Origin of the sequence: Thermococcus sp. LS2 (assembly GCF_012027375.1) — an archaeon.
In the GTDB taxonomy this organism is placed as follows: Archaea; Methanobacteriota_B; Thermococci; order Thermococcales; family Thermococcaceae; genus Thermococcus_B.
In genome coordinates this window covers 67656-82111 of record NZ_SNUI01000009.1, presented here as the reverse complement: position 1 = coordinate 82111, position 14456 = coordinate 67656, and the positions used below count along the sequence as shown (strand labels likewise).

The 14456-nt window shown below is 41.5% G+C and carries 14 protein-coding genes; all 14 read right to left on the bottom strand.

The features are described 5' to 3' along the window. Window positions 1-121 precede the first annotated feature (121 nt). From E3E24_RS10810 to E3E24_RS10745, 14 genes are read right to left on the bottom strand one after another with little or no spacing between them, the layout of a single operon-like run. Entirely contained in the window at window positions 122-760 is a 639-nt protein-coding gene (locus E3E24_RS10810) for an HAD-IB family phosphatase (RefSeq protein WP_167916006.1), read from the bottom strand. A 1-nt stretch (window position 761) separates the two neighbouring features. Further along, window positions 762-1427, bottom strand: a complete 666-nt coding sequence (locus tag E3E24_RS10805; protein ID WP_167916023.1) for a protein-L-isoaspartate(D-aspartate) O-methyltransferase — start codon at window positions 1425-1427, stop codon at window positions 762-764. 40 nt (window positions 1428-1467) lie between these two features. Then, the gene (locus tag E3E24_RS10800; RefSeq protein ID WP_167916005.1) at window positions 1468-2073 is read right to left on the bottom strand and encodes an HVO_0476 family zinc finger protein; all 606 of its coding nucleotides are present in this window, start codon (window positions 2071-2073) and stop codon (window positions 1468-1470) included. A 48-nt stretch (window positions 2074-2121) separates the two neighbouring features. Further along, window positions 2122-3054, bottom strand: a complete 933-nt coding sequence (locus E3E24_RS10795) for a MarR family transcriptional regulator (RefSeq protein ID WP_167916004.1) — start codon at window positions 3052-3054, stop codon at window positions 2122-2124. After that, window positions 3006-4898 (bottom strand): phosphoadenosine phosphosulfate reductase family protein, encoded by a 1893-nt coding sequence (locus E3E24_RS10790; protein ID WP_167916003.1) that lies wholly within the window; start codon window positions 4896-4898, stop codon window positions 3006-3008. The genes E3E24_RS10795 and E3E24_RS10790 overlap by 49 nt, the downstream gene beginning before the upstream one ends. Window positions 4899-4946: 48 nt before the next feature. Further along, window positions 4947-6905, bottom strand: a complete 1959-nt coding sequence (locus E3E24_RS10785) for a hypothetical protein (RefSeq protein WP_167886928.1) — start codon at window positions 6903-6905, stop codon at window positions 4947-4949. Window positions 6906-6911: 6 nt separating this feature from the next. Next, window positions 6912-8633, bottom strand: a complete 1722-nt coding sequence (flaJ, locus tag E3E24_RS10780) for an archaellar assembly protein FlaJ (RefSeq protein WP_167916002.1) — start codon at window positions 8631-8633, stop codon at window positions 6912-6914. A gap of 13 nt (window positions 8634-8646) precedes the next feature. Beyond that, a complete protein-coding gene (locus E3E24_RS10775; RefSeq protein WP_167916001.1) occupies window positions 8647-10287 on the bottom strand; it encodes a type II/IV secretion system ATPase subunit in 1641 nt (546 codons plus the stop codon). Between the two features lie 11 nt (window positions 10288-10298). Continuing rightward, window positions 10299-10997 (bottom strand): ATPase domain-containing protein, encoded by a 699-nt coding sequence (locus E3E24_RS10770; RefSeq protein ID WP_167886925.1) that lies wholly within the window; start codon window positions 10995-10997, stop codon window positions 10299-10301. A gap of 21 nt (window positions 10998-11018) precedes the next feature. Further along, window positions 11019-11492 (bottom strand): flagellar protein G, encoded by a 474-nt coding sequence (locus tag E3E24_RS10765; protein ID WP_167886924.1) that lies wholly within the window; start codon window positions 11490-11492, stop codon window positions 11019-11021. Next, a complete protein-coding gene (locus E3E24_RS10760; protein ID WP_167886923.1) occupies window positions 11493-11981 on the bottom strand; it encodes a flagellar protein in 489 nt (162 codons plus the stop codon). Window positions 11982-12010: 29 nt separating this feature from the next. Then, the gene (locus E3E24_RS10755) at window positions 12011-13177 is read right to left on the bottom strand and encodes a FlaD/FlaE family flagellar protein (RefSeq protein WP_167916000.1); all 1167 of its coding nucleotides are present in this window, start codon (window positions 13175-13177) and stop codon (window positions 12011-12013) included. Window positions 13178-13180: 3 nt separating this feature from the next. Then, window positions 13181-13663: a flagella accessory protein C gene (locus tag E3E24_RS10750; protein WP_167915999.1), complete on the bottom strand. Its 483-nt coding sequence runs from the start codon at window positions 13661-13663 to the stop codon at window positions 13181-13183. A gap of 14 nt (window positions 13664-13677) precedes the next feature. After that, complete coding sequence (locus tag E3E24_RS10745) at window positions 13678-14451, bottom strand: flagellin (RefSeq protein WP_167915998.1); 774 nt, start codon at window positions 14449-14451, stop codon at window positions 13678-13680. Window positions 14452-14456: the final 5 nt, after the last annotated feature.

Genomic DNA, 14456 nt, shown 5'->3' with positions numbered 1-14456 from the left:
CTAATGCTTTACTGGTAGGCCCAGCTCCCCGCCCTCTCCGCGGAGCAGTGAAGCGGGGGTTCCGGCTGGGCCTACAGGGATGATGAGCTTTTGCTTTGCTGAGGAGTGATGAACACGCCCTTCACTGACCTCTTTCTTCTAAAATCTCCTTGATAATTTCTTTCACTTCCTTCAAGTCCTTTGCAACATAATCACCTTCAACACCTTCGTGAGGATTTACCGCTATGCTGACATCAGCCACTTTGAACATCGCAATGTCGTTGTGTCCATCTCCAACAGCTATTGTTAATGAAGGCTTAAGCTCCTCTTTTAGCTTTGCTAAAATTTCTCCTTTATTCTGGAAATCAACCCTTGCAATGACTTTTCCTGTTACTCTGCCTTCTTCATCGAAAATGAGCTCATTTGCAAACACATAATCCGCGTTAAGCTCATCTGCAACCCTCTTTGCGAGACACATTAAACCCCCGCTGATTATGGCAATTTTAAAATTGTTCTCTCTCAAAAATTCAAAGAGTTCTTCAACTCCTTCCATGTACTCAACAGAATTTGCCCACTCCAAAATTTCCTCTCTCTTACGGCCTTTCCAGAGAGAAGCGTCTAAATCTGCCCACGTTTGGTAATCAAACTCCCCTCTAAAAAATCTCTCAGCGTATTCTTTTCCCTTATCCCAAGTACCAAAGCGTTTGTGCAGTTCTACCCAGCTTGACTTTGATTTTACCAGCGTTCCTTCCAAATCAAAAGCTATTAATTTGATATCCATCTTATTCCCTCCACCCATGCTCTCCAATTAATGGAACAAACGCAACTCCGCCGTGATTTATCACTTTTATTCTTCCTTTCTCATCAAGCTTTATTACCTCATACAGCTCTTGCCATAGATGGTAATTTCCAACGGGTATTATCAGCTTTCCACCAACTTTGAGCTGTTCTATAAAGGGCTCTGGGATTTTTGGAGCACCAGCTGCGACTATTATTCTGTCGTATGGGGCTTTGGTGGGAAATCCTTTCGTCCCATCCCCTAAAATCACATGCACCTTATCTTTGTAGCCGGCTCTCTCCAAGTTTCTCCTTGCAAACTCCACTAACTCGGGGATTCGTTCAATTGTATAAACATCTCTCTTGACAAGCTCATAAATTAAAGCCGCGTTCCACCCGCTTCCAGTCCCAATTTCGAGAACATTCATGCCTTCTTTTAGGTCAGCAAGCTCGAGCATTATTGCTACCATGTGAGGAGCGCTAATGGTTTGTCCAGCGGAAATTGGCAATGGCTCATCAACATGGGCATAGTGCTTGTATCTTTCGGGAACAAATTTATATCTTGGAACTTTTAGAAAAGCCTCCTTAACCCGCTCACTTTTAATTATCCTTTCCCTTTCAAGCTGTCTAACAAGCTTTACCCATCTCTCATAAAGTTCTTCCTCATTCATTGCTTTCACAAAAAAGAATTTGGAGAGGAAGTATTTTAGCTTATCCCTCCACACTTTCATATCCTCTATAAATCTTGAGCTTTCTGCGTGCTCTTGCTCTTATCTGGTGCCCCATCAACCTCACAATCTTGTCTGCCTTTGCTTTTCCGTGTGTGAGCATTTTCCTATCTGTCTTTATCTTCTCAACCTTGAAGGTGTATCCTTCAACTTCGAGGACTTCTCCAACGACAAACTCCTCATCTCTGTCCACTTGAACTTTGAATGACTGTGTAATCCCTTTGGGCAGGTAAATCGAGACGCCAATGATTTTTGGATATCTCAAGCTTTCTCCCCAGAGCGTTTTAACTTCACTCAACTTCGCTTTGTTCACTCTTCTGTTCCCTTCGAGTTCTATGCCTGTGATTCTAACTTCATCGTTCTCAATCTCAACTATATCCCCAACTTTGATTTCCTCATCTTCTGGGAGCTCTGCCTCAGCTTTGAAGCTTCTCTCGTGCTTGCTAACAATGAGAGGAATCTTCACAAGCTTTGGCAAAGTGAGTATCCAGACGTTGCCGCAGTCAAGACACTTAAGTGTAATTTCTCTTCCTCTCTCTTTAATCACTTCAACATTTTCGCTCCCACATTCTGGACATTCAAACTCCATCTTCTTCACCTCGCAGTTTTATGAGCTAATTTCCATAGTTTATAAACCTTAGCTTTCTTTGAGCCTAACGAGGTAACTCCTACCCTCCTTAACACGCTCAATTAATCCCTTTTTCTCCATATCTTTTAGAAGAAGGCTGACTTTTGCTTTGGAGACACCGAGCCTCTTAACGAGTTCACTCTGCAAAACCGGCCCGTTTTTCAGAAGCTCAATAATCTTTTCTTCATCACTTCTGAGTATCTCCACTTTCTCTTTGCCTCTTCTCTCCTTATACAGCATCCCTGCAAAGAATCCTCCCGCAAATGCAGATACAAATATTACGACAAGCCACAGAGGGGAGAATCCCTTGATCTCTCCAGAGAAACCAACGATAAAATAAAACTCCTCTCCAGCTTTGATGTTCTCTCTCTTCCATTCCAGCACGAGCCTGTTCTCTGAGCTTTCTACCATGTCTGGAGAGGGAATTACTGGTGAGAGAATTGCATATCCTTTTGGAACAAACAGCCTGACATAGAATACACCTACAGGCTGGCTGAATTTTATGTAGTATGCAAACTGCTTTTTATTTTGGACATTCTGCAACATTCCCGAGGAGTAGAAGCTTATTCTGATTTCAACTCTATCTCCTGGATGCACTATAGGAAATTTCACATACACGGCATTAATCCCGCCAACTATTTTGCTCACGCTTACATTTACAACCTTCATCTCTCCATTAATTTTCACTATTGCGTCGGGATTTTCTATTGGATAGTCCGAGTAGAACACGTATCTGCTGAAATTCGTATTTGCAGTTAAGCTGATTTCAATAGTCTCTTTTACAGTGTTGTCGTTGATTATGTCAAAATAAATTGAGTAGCTCTCTATGTTGTAGTCATACTCCTCTTGGGAAAAAGCAAGTGGAAGAAGGAAAATGAGGGCTAATATTATGATTAAAGCTGGCTTCCTTCCCTTGGATTTTTGATTTTTAACAGGGGACATACTTCCATACACTCCCTACAGTGGATGCATTTTGTATAATCAACGATAATTTTTCTCGTCTTTGGATTTATGCTCAGCGCATTTTCTGGACATCTCCCGACACAAACTCCACAGCCAACACATTCATAAGCCCTCTTGACGAGATAATATGCTTGAACACCTTCTCTCCGTTCAGAGGTAAATATTCCCTCTTCTTTGAAAACTATTTCACCAACCTTTATGTAATTTTCTCCTATTTCAACTTCACCAAGAATGGGAGCAACTTCTTTAATTCTTTTCAAGTTTATTGCTGTGTTTAGCTTTACTAAGTATCCATCATCATGCTCTTCAATGGAATATCTCACTGGTTCCCAGACTCTCTTCTCTGGAAGCTCAATTCCAAGCTGTTCCGCCAGCTTCTTCTGTCCTCTGCTGAGTTGTCTCCATCTCCAGAATCCATAGGTTATCCATTCTTCAGGAAGATCAAGACGCTTCCTCCATTTTTCGAGTTCTTTCTCCCATCTATCCCACAGCTCTGGTTTTTCCTCTTTAAGAGTGTAGATTTCAGCTAGGGATGAGCTAGGGCATAAGAAGCAGCCAATTCTGTCTAGTCTTTTTTCGTAGAGCGGATTGTACTTTAGCTTCCTTGAGAAAATGTAGAGCCACACTTCGAGGGCATTCCAGTGGAATATTGGGGAAGCTCCTATCTCATTAGGCACCCAAGGATTTTTCCAAATTCTCGGTTGCTTGTACCTCTGGATACTCTCATACTTCCTCTGTCCTACAAACATCAAAACACCTTGTGGATAATGCTCTTTTATTGTCAGTGTTATGGGACCGAGCTTTGTAACCTTACAGCACCAGCGGTAGTCTCTTCCAGGCGGAGAAAAGACATTTATAGCATGCCAGAAAGCATCTTTAGCATCGGCAACTATGAACTCAATGTCTTTGTCTTTAAGGTCTTTCTTCATATCCTCAATGTACTGCAGAGTTTCAGGGAATTCTATCCCTGTGTTGTTGAAGAAAATCGTAAAACCTCCCCCAAATTCTTCGAGCATTAATCCTAAAACAGCCAAGCTGTCTTTGCCACCAGAAAATGCAACAGCCATTGGAAGCTTTATCTTCTCAGCAGTTTTTCTTATAAACTCTCTTGCTTCTCTAACCCTTTCTTCAAGTGCTGATTTGTTAGCTCTGATCACATCATCAATGGTGGCATTTTTGCCCTCCCTGTAGTTAACACTTCTCTGGTGCCTTGTTTTAATGCCTGTCCCTCTCTCTTTTGGATTTATAAGCTGCTCATAGTCTTTCTTCGCTATTCCTGTGGCAATTACTTCTCCGCTTTCACTTACAATTATGACGTCGTCCCCTATCTTAATTGAAGGATCTGCCTCAATTATGCCTACAGGCAGAACATTTGCACCTTTCTTTATTGGCTCCACAGCACCTTCATCCACAATGATCCATTTTCTCATATTCTTCCCAAAGCGTTTCCAAAGTGCAATCGCTCCTTCAACCTTAAGCCCTGGCTTCCATTTAAGTTCTAGCGGGTCAAAGCGGAGCCATCCAAAAATATAGCCATCAAATATTATCTCGTAGATATCATCTTCTCCTGGAGTTTTATTAAGGAGAACAATCTTTCCATCAATTATCTCGCTGATATCAACTCCATAGTGCTTTTTGAACTCCCTCTTGATGAACTCCAAATCCTTTTCAAAAGCGAATCTGACATCTGCGGGGGGAGTTAAATCCAGCTTGAAAATTCCTTCTTTTCCATGAATATCACATCTCTCGCTGATTAGAGGAACATTGCACTTCTCACACCAGTGAATGTAAGCTTTCCCCAAAAATACTGGACCTCTTCTCATCTTCTCACCTAAACATCAAAAATAGAGTAAGACTTAAAAGGGTTAGCATCAGCCTGACCTTGCTTTAATCCATGCAATTAGGATTATCATTCCAGCCCCAACTATAAATCCTATAACCCACCAGATTGCCTTTGATTTTAAGGGGATTACTTCAATTGTATTATTTACTGTCATAGTGATTGTTTTTGATATTGTTTGGGTTATAGTCTGTGTAACGGTGACAGTTTCTGGGTGAACGCTTTCGTTGTTCTTCACTGTGTGGGTGACTGTTATAGTTCGTGTATAATTACCTTGAAGAGGGGCAGACACAATGATTTCTTGAGATGTTTCTGCTACCTTTCTGTTCTGGAACAGAATTACTGCACTCATATTAAATTTGCCGGGAGTGATAGCTACAAGGGTTAATGGGTATTCTCTTGTCTCATTTGGTTCTAGAGATATGCTGTCTGACAGTGATTCACCGGAATACGAGAGATACTTTGATGATACCAATGCAAAGCTTTTCTCTAGGGGGATATTTATGAGAACCGGAACATTTACATTTCCAACGTTTTGAACTGATAGTCTAACTTCGAACGGCTTTCCAACTTGTACCTCTGAAGGGACATCAAGATTAATTAGATACTTAATTCTTGCTCTGGTCACATTTAAGAAAGGTGAATTTGAATAAAACGTTACTTTTGTATATCCTCCACAGGCAAGCTCATATGGGACATCAGCAGTAACCACGACTTTTCCCAATGATATCTCTCCGCTAAGGTTGCTTCTAAGTACCAGGGTGTATTCTTTGGAAGCTTTGGGAGGCAATGATTCAATATAATAATCTCCTCCACTGAGAACTTCGATACCTTTTGAGGGAGAGTACCTAATATAGACATTGTTGAGTGTGGCATCTCCAATGTTCTTAACGATTATCTTGGCAGTGAAGGGTTGATATTGAATAGGGGCTGATTGTGGGGCTAATAGCGACACATCTAAAAGCGACACATTTTTGATTGATGGGATTTCTTCTGGATACAAAAATCCTACAATATTCGCATATTTTCCATTGGAGTCTGTACCTGTGGAATCAAGCACAATTCCGAGTCCCTTGTAGTACTTCATTGATGTGAAGTTTCCAGAGTAAATGAATCCCTCCGAAAGCACCTGTCCACAATTATTGCGTATAGAAACATAAACTGAATTCCCTACAATGTACTCAGCTCTCACTAGATAGGGTCCCATTTTGACATCTTTCCCTTCATACACCTTTTCTGAAAAATCTGGATATATCTGCATGTCTATATATGCTCCTTTTACATAGGCATCCAAAGATAGATAGTCAACACCAATTAGCGAATGTGTTTCTATGTGGAATATCTGGGTATCTAGATTTTCTCCAACTGTTACTTCATATTGAGTTCCATCTATGGATATTATGACAACCTCTTTGTACCCATCGGTCGAATTCTCAATTTTCACGTCTTCCAAAGTTATTCTGTGTCCGTAAAAGGATATTGAGCCTCCTCTTTTTAAGTATCCGGAGAATATTTTCGGGTAGGGGGTTATGGATAGTTTTATATTTTCAATTTCAATCGTTTGAGTTGTGAATTCTTTTGAGGAGTTTCCATACTTAACCAGCACTTTGGCACCTTTGTCTGTTACGCTAAGAAGTGTAATGTTATACTGATTAATTTGTATGCTCTCCCCTTCAAAGAGTATTGGATACTCAATTTGAAGATATGCATAGGCTTTTGTTCCTATCACCGATTTTTGGAGAGATAGCGTTAGGTAGTTAAAGCTTACATTTGAGCCTATAAAGAGCAGAAACTCTTTTGAGGCAGTTTCATTTTGGATTTTGACAAATAGTGAACCATCAACTGTTGAAATGTCCTCCAGCTCTATTACTGTTCCTCCAATTTGTATTTTTTGGGGAACTAAAATCCATCCTGAAATCGATGATGCTGCAACGAGTTGGGAAACTATCAAGGAAATAATTAGCATAAACATTATCGCCCCTTTCTTCATTTCCTCTCACCTCGCAACGAGCAATAAGATTAACTGCGCTGCTTCTTCCATTCCTCCAACTCCCATCATTTTAGCCATCAGCTTTTGTCCCAGATACATTCCTGTAGCAAATATCCACAGCAGTATGACGAAGTAGTATAGGGACATTCCTAAATGTCCTCCGTCGGCTATCTTGATGGCCAATGCAGAGAGCAGTGAATGGAGAACCATCAGGGCTAGCATAATACACATTATGAACCTCATTCCCGTTGGTGGAATTATGTGGATTACATCTCCGATGTATTCGGATGGAACTTGGAGCTGTCCAAAGAGTTCATTGATTGAAACCGCTACTTGAAATGAAGCTGCAAGTGCAAAAGCGAATGCTGCAGTGAGTCCATATATTATTCCAATAAAGCTGGCTAAGCTCTGCTGTCTCTTCCTCCTCAGTCTTACCAGCCTCTCAAAATTTCTTGAAATTACTTTTCCAACATAATCTGGCTCGGCACCCATCCTTATGGCCTCTCTGAAAATCTCAGAAAATATTCCAACCAACCAGCTCCCGGTTCCAGCGATGAAGAAGTCCCATGCTCTTTCTCTATCAACTCTAACGGCTAACCTTCTGTAGAGGGCCCTTATATCCTCGGTTAAGCTACCAAAATCGTGAGCGCTGAGGTATTTTAAAACCATGACTAGAGAGCTTCCGCTAGCTGCTAGAGAAGAGCTTAAGCTTCTGATAAATGCAGCGAAGTTTTCATCTTTCCTGAATATGGCTTTTTCTTCGTTTGCTATGACCTTTCCAGAGTAGATTAGTGGAGTTAATATCATAGCTATGACAAATGGTTCGGGAATATTGAATCTTGGTCTCAAAATCAAGAGGTATATCAGAAACATAATCACTACAAGCATTCCTGAGTAAATGTAGGATCTCTTTATTTTCCTATCTCTCTCAGTTTCAATTCCTCTGCTCTCAGCCCATATTGGATCTTCAGGCATTCTGTATTTGATAACCATGAGTATACCAATCTCCGAAGCCAATATGATGGCAACCACATAAAGTCCCAGTCTTCCGATGTCTTGCCCAGTTATCAGTGGGCCGATAATTATGAAAGATGCCATGAAAACGACTGAGATAATTATTGACTCATAAATTTCTTTGAAAACATCTAAATCATATAGTGCGCCCTCATAAAATGTTTGATAGTCGTCCATAACAGTCTGCTGTTCTTGGAAGAGGTAGTCCTTTAAATCAACACCGCTGTCTAAGGAATATGCGAGTCTATCCAGAAAATCAGCAAAAACTTGGCTTGGAGTTCTTCTTGCCAAGAATCTGAATGCCTCTGGAAGGCTTCTATGCAGTTTATCAACAATCGTATACACCTTCTTCAGCTCTGTGGCTATGGCACCCAATTTTGGGTCGCTAGCTAGGACTTTAATTAGATCACTTCTCCCCATTTCACTTGTTGAGAGAACGGCAAAATACGTGACGAAGTATGGAAGCTTTGAGTTTATAGATATCTTTTTTGAATCAGCAACTATATATGGATAAATGGCTGCATAAATGAGTAGGATTATTGGGATGGCAAAAAGCAACAGCTTCACACCGAAAGGGAGGTATATGAGCCTCATTAAAATTGATATAACAACAAATATGATCACTGATAATACTACGCTGGGGAGCAGTACTTTCCTGAGGTATTCCCTCATTGAAAGGTCAGCTTTTACAAAGATGCTTATGTTATCTGGCATCACTGTCACCCCCTTAGATTCTGAAGCTTAATCCTTCAAGTCCCCTCTGGTAGAAGGCTTTGATTTCCTTGTACACATCCCAGTAATTTGTAATCCCAAGCTCCACCATTCTTTCCAAGATTCTAGCCCTAAGGAACAACTCATTGTAAATTTCTTTGGGGTCTTCATAACCTGCTATCTCTGCAATCTTTTTCTCCAAAATGTATGAATTGTTGAAACCTCTAAAGATGTGTTTGTCACCAACGGGATCCCATTCAAAGACGTTTCTTGTTGCAACACCGCCTAGTTCCTCGTAGTAACCCTCAATTTCAACAACGCTAACCGTTCTCCTGAGGAACTTACCTTTGAGATAAACTGCCTGCTGGAATACAGCTATGTTCAAGTTGTCAATGAATGTTATCGGGACATTTATTGGATGCCCCGTGAAACGCTGTATCATCTTTTTAATATCTCCAGCGTGGAATGTGCTCATAACTGGGTGACCTGTCTGCATAGCCTGGAATGCTATGGCACCTTCAGCACCTCTAATCTCACCTACGATGATGTAGTTTGGTCTTGATCTCAAAGCTGCTTTAAGCAAGTCGAACAGCGTTACTCTGCTCTCCTCTGGACCTCTTTCCCTTGTGACCAAACGCTGCCATGTTGGGTGTGGAACTATAACCTCCGGTGTATCTTCAGCTGTATACACCTTTGAACCTGGTTTGATGAATGGGATTATAGAGTTCAATAGAGTAGTCTTACCACTGGCTGTCTCTCCACAGACGAATATGCTCATTCCATACTCAATCGCAATCCACAAATATGCAGCAACTTCTGCACTCAATGTCCCCCATGAAATCAGCTGGACAATGCTTATCGGAGTGGCCGAGAACTTTCTTATTGTAGCACTTGGCCCCTTAAGACTAATATCTGGGGAATAGATTATGTTGATACGAGAGCCGTCTGGCAATGCACCATCAACTATTGGGTTTCTGTCGCTTACGGGCCTTCCAATGCGCTCACTTAGGTTTTTGAAGTAGTCAGCTAATTTTATGTCATCTCCAAATGTAATGTTTGTTGGTAAGTGCTCGAATATCTTGTGAACCAAAGCTACATAGTTGGCACCGATTATATGAATATCTTCGATGTATGGGTCTCTTGCTAGAGGCTCAAGGGGTCCAATCCCTATAATATCCCTTTTAATTAAATAACGGAACTTTTCCATCTCGTCTCTTGTTAAAGTGAATTGTTGACCCTTTTTCAATAGGCCTTTTTTTCCAGATTTTATTAAGGATAGGACTGCTTCATCAAAAATGCTGTCTAAAAACCGCTCGAATTCTTCTGGGTCTTCGGGTATCTCTCTTGTGGGAGCAAGCTCCAGAATTCTATCCTTTATAAGCTCGTATTTCCTCTCTTCCTCTCTATTCTCTATCCTTGGCTCTATAACTATGTATTTTTTATCAGTTTTAGGGTCACCGTATATGTGGATGAATATTGGATCACCGACAGGATAGATAATGTTAGGATACATGATATCCTTCATATCTCTACTCAGCTGAGCATAAAATTCCGGGATTTTACCATATTTCTTCCTAAACTGATCAATGTATCTCCTAAGATGAGGATTTCTGCGCATTGCATCTTCAAGAGTCTCGCTAACAATCCTTTGTGCCATTACTCATCACCTCACACAACTGCTGCAATTTCAACTACCAATCCAACATTTGGCTCTACTCTAAATGGTATTATTTTCTGAAACACGCCCTTGGCGTTGTTGTATTTCACAATTGTGGCTGAATTTTTTAGGTCTCCACCGAATACTTTAACCTGCAACCTGATTAACATGGTTGCAGCCTCTTCAAGCATGAACAATGAGTCTCTATCAATTTCCTCTGTGTTGGCTGTAAAGATTAAGACTTTGTCCAAACTTGCCAACTTCTTGACATACATTAGGAAATCCCTCACCGCTCTAGGCTCCTGCTCCCTCGCAAGTAAAGCTGAAAATGAATCGATGATTATAACATCAGGCTCCCACAATCTTGGCTCTCCTAAAAGCCTGCTCAAAAACTTCCTTCTCTCACTAACACCAGTTAAAAGTGGATAAAGGGACACAAAAAGCAACTTTTTCCTTATGAGGAAAGGGATTATGTCATACCCAATCGACCCCATTTGGCGGATATATTCAACGGTTGTGTATTGGCTAGAAATATATGAAGCTGTATAACCGTTCATTAAAAACCCATACACTAACCGCTGGGCAAATATAGACTTACCAGTACCCCTATCCCCCTCAAGGAGCATGATTGTGCCTGCCGGTATGCCACCGCCCAGACGCCTATGTAACTCATCGCCCTTGAGCTGGATTTTAAGTAGTTCTTCAACCAAGATGACCACCCATCGATGTTATTAGATTTCGAACACCAAGCTTCTCCTCTTGCCATTTTCCAACACTACTGTGATTTTGTGCTGTCCGGATGAAAGCTGGGTTCCACGAGTGACTATGATTTGACCAAGTTCATAGGGAGCAAGGGACGTTATCGGATTTCCATTAACATCTGTGAATGTGAGGTTCTCAGGAGGAACTAAATTCCCATCAATAAATACCTGCACAGCCTGAGGGTTAAATGCAAAGCTCTCTCTTCCAATGTTCTTTATATAAAATGTATAGTTGTAAGGTCCGGTACCTGAGACTGGAATATTTTCTGGGTCATTAACTATGGCAAAGTCAATCTTTAACTGGTCCGCCAGATCTTCCCCTTTAGTTTTCATTCCATTAGCTATATCATTGGTAACATAAGCTAAGGCACCTGCAACGGTGCCCGCTATAATTACAGCCACAATGAACATGATGAGCTCTGAAGCAGGTCCTCCTGCGGCCATTCAGCTCACCTCTGTTGGGCAGTAAACACTCTCGCTAAGCAAGTTTACGACTGTGCCATTGTATTGGTACTCAAACTTCAATACACAGCCGTTTGGGAAGGCTTGAACTACAGTGTGGAGGTTAGTATCTTTAACGCCATTAATTATAGTGTATGAATACTCAGCATTTGGGATTAGGTATTTGTAAGTATTTACAGTCTGATTATACCCACCATCAAAGATGACATCAAAGGTGCCATCGATAGGAGGGCCCAAATAGGTGAAAGTAACATTCAAGTCATCGAGGAGACCATCATTATCAACATCAACAGCTGAAAGTGATGAAATCTTAGCATTGAAATGAAGCTGAGATTCTTTAAGATTGTACCAATAAGACTTAGCATCTATGACTTGGTAGTATGTGTTCTCCCATGTAATGTAGAGGGTTGATACCATTAATAAAATGGAGGTAAAGAGAATTGCTGCACTTGCTGATACGCTGAAGCCCATGTTACCACCCTTGTGTTTGCTGTACTGCTCTAGACTCCATAGAACTCATCGAGGGTCTTTTCAAGCATCTTGAGCTCTCTTTCAAGCTTGTCCAAGACGTCCCTTGTGATTCTCAATCCCTTCAGTCTTTCGATGAAAAGCAAGCTTACCAAGTGATCCTGAACTGTGAGCTTCTCTGCTGGCTTCCATTCTGGGTCTCTGTGGTGTGGTCTAGTTCCCTTTGCATATCTCAGCAAAGTGTTGAGCACATTCTCGCTTATCCATCCAATCTCATAGTAAAACTCAAGGACCCTCTCAAGATTTTGTATGCCGACCCTGTCAATAAGGAAGCCAAGCCACTTCAGTGCAATCATGGTTGACACTATATCTTCGGGTATCTTTTCCAACCTTGCTTTTTTGGGTTCTTCAGCGAATAATAAGTTTGCTATGTCTTGAGGAAGTGAGAGCCTTTCCTCAGCCATTTCAACACCCCCCTTAATCTTTTCTTCTTTATCAGCTTTAACTTCAACAACTCCGGGTTTTTCAACAACTTCCTCAACTTTTTCCTTTTCTTCCTCAGCAACTTTCTCTACAACCTCAGGCTTTTCCTCCACAACTTCAATCTTTTCTTCAGGAATCTCCTCTACTTCTGGAGCAACTTCAACTTCTTCAATCTTCTTTTCCATTTTCTCAACTTCTTCTGGAACTTCTTTAGCAATATTCTCTTTCTTTTCCTTAATTTTCTCTGCTATCTCCTCAACTTTCTCATGCAGTTCTTCAATCTTCTCTGGAAGCTCCTCTATTATTTCCGATGGAGCTTCCTCTTTAGGCGTTTCTTCAATTTTCTCCTCAACTTTTTCGAGCTTTTCTTTAACCTTCTCAATCTTTTCTTCAATCTTTTCAGCTTTCTTCTCGTGAATATCGAACTTCTTCTCTTCAAGAGATTCAACGAGTCTTGAGAGTTGCATGCTTAATTCGCTTAATCTCTTTCCTAACTCATCGACCCTCTTGCTTATCTGCTCGTACTTTGTTGCTTGGCTTCCATAGGCATCGAGGACTCTCTGAATGATCTTCTCAAGCTGCTCATATGTCAGCGTGTCCTTCTTTGAAATTAGTTTTTCCCTAAGATCGTTGATTATCACTGATGGCACTTTGCCCTTAAGCTCTGAAAGCTTTGCATTAATATCAGCCTCAGTGACAAGCCTCACATCCTCCATGGGTCACACCTCTGCGAGCACTTCATATATTATTGAATCGAGATCAACACCATAACCTGCAAGCACTTTGAGGTCATTCTTAATTTGTGCAATCTCTAGCTTGAGGTTTTCTATCTCATTCCTGAGTTCCTGCACTTCTTGACTAAGTGGATTTTCTTGTGCCATCTGCTCTTTGAATGGGTTTATCTCTTGAGAGATGACCTCATAAAGCATCATGACATCTTTGATAGTTTTGTCGAGTCTCTCTATCTCTTCCCTAAGTTCTTGGATTTGTTTCTTCAGTGTGTCAATGCCAATCTTTATTCTAGGAATGTCATTTTCAATCTCGTTAACCTTCTCCATCAGCTGGTTGAGCATCTCTTCTTCTTCTCTCTTTTCCACTTTCTCCTCAAGCTCTTCTGCAAGCTCCATTGTGTCCGCTGTGGCCTCCTCTTCGGGAGGCTTATTCTTTTTCTTGAACAAAGATGAAAGGAAGTCCAGGGCCATTACTGCCACCCCCTTCACTGGAGTTCCATAATGTTTGACGTGTATGTGCTTGGTGTTGTGAAGTCTATCACACCACCAGCACCGTTCTCGGGGATGACCTTCCCGATGACTTTAGTTCCTGGTGGGAGACCAAAGCTGTCTCTCCCGTTATCGAAGGGAGTTGTCCACAGCATCAGCGCAGCTATGTCACCCCAGCTGAGGGTTGGATGGTCTGCACTTCCTAGACTATTGTCCCCATCTTGGACAACGGCAATGCCAAAGAGCACCTTTTGGTGCTCCACTGTAACGTTGTAGAGGTTCTCCCACACCGCTTTTATTGACGTTCCATCGCTCAATGTTGTGCTCTGGGTTCCGTAAGGTACCTTACTGGTATCATAGTCAAATATGTCACTTATATCTCCCACGTAGTGGAAGTAGCTGGCATCTACACCAAGGTCCTGATCCTCATTGGGATCGTAATACCTGTAAACTGCCATTTTCTTTCCGTCGCTGATGACAACTTTAACGTAGGCTAAGTCTATTCCTCCGCTACCTGCGTTTGGGCTGACATATATGACTAGTCTTGAGATGTCGTGCTCTCCAGGCACAGTCCCGTTAACATATCCGTAAACGTTCATCACTTTTATTCCGCTTGCTACTTCTTGTGTCGTTTGTCTTCCTGTGCTCATAGCTTTCTGCTGGAGGTAGCCGCTTGTTGCTATCAATACTCCAGCTGCAACTGCTGCTACAAGCACCATTGCAATGAACACGATGAGCGTACCAATACCAATTGCACCCCTCTTCTTCATCTCAC

What these genes read in the sequence shown, in the direction of transcription:
- E3E24_RS10775 (WP_167916001.1), bottom strand. Translation starts at nt 10,287, where the DNA reads ATGGCACAAAGGATTGTTAGCGAGACTCTTGAAGATGCAATGCGCAGA.
- E3E24_RS10785 (WP_167886928.1), bottom strand. Translation starts at nt 6,905, where the DNA reads ATGAAGAAAGGGGCGATAATGTTTATGCTAATTATTTCCTTGATAGTT.
- E3E24_RS10745 (WP_167915998.1), bottom strand. Translation starts at nt 14,451, where the DNA reads ATGAAGAAGAGGGGTGCAATTGGTATTGGTACGCTCATCGTGTTCATT.
- E3E24_RS10800 (WP_167916005.1), bottom strand. Translation starts at nt 2,073, where the DNA reads ATGGAGTTTGAATGTCCAGAATGTGGGAGCGAAAATGTTGAAGTGATT.
- E3E24_RS10755 (WP_167916000.1), bottom strand. Translation starts at nt 13,177, where the DNA reads ATGGAGGATGTGAGGCTTGTCACTGAGGCTGATATTAATGCAAAGCTT.
- E3E24_RS10805 (WP_167916023.1), bottom strand. Translation starts at nt 1,427, where the DNA reads ATGAATGAGGAAGAACTTTATGAGAGATGGGTAAAGCTTGTTAGACAG.
- E3E24_RS10765 (WP_167886924.1), bottom strand. Translation starts at nt 11,492, where the DNA reads ATGGCCGCAGGAGGACCTGCTTCAGAGCTCATCATGTTCATTGTGGCT.
- E3E24_RS10760 (WP_167886923.1), bottom strand. Translation starts at nt 11,981, where the DNA reads ATGGGCTTCAGCGTATCAGCAAGTGCAGCAATTCTCTTTACCTCCATT.
- E3E24_RS10790 (WP_167916003.1), bottom strand. Translation starts at nt 4,898, where the DNA reads ATGAGAAGAGGTCCAGTATTTTTGGGGAAAGCTTACATTCACTGGTGT.
- E3E24_RS10810 (WP_167916006.1), bottom strand. Translation starts at nt 760, where the DNA reads ATGGATATCAAATTAATAGCTTTTGATTTGGAAGGAACGCTGGTAAAA.
- E3E24_RS10795 (WP_167916004.1), bottom strand. Translation starts at nt 3,054, where the DNA reads ATGTCCCCTGTTAAAAATCAAAAATCCAAGGGAAGGAAGCCAGCTTTA.
- E3E24_RS10750 (WP_167915999.1), bottom strand. Translation starts at nt 13,663, where the DNA reads ATGGCCCTGGACTTCCTTTCATCTTTGTTCAAGAAAAAGAATAAGCCT.
- flaJ (WP_167916002.1), bottom strand. Translation starts at nt 8,633, where the DNA reads ATGCCAGATAACATAAGCATCTTTGTAAAAGCTGACCTTTCAATGAGG.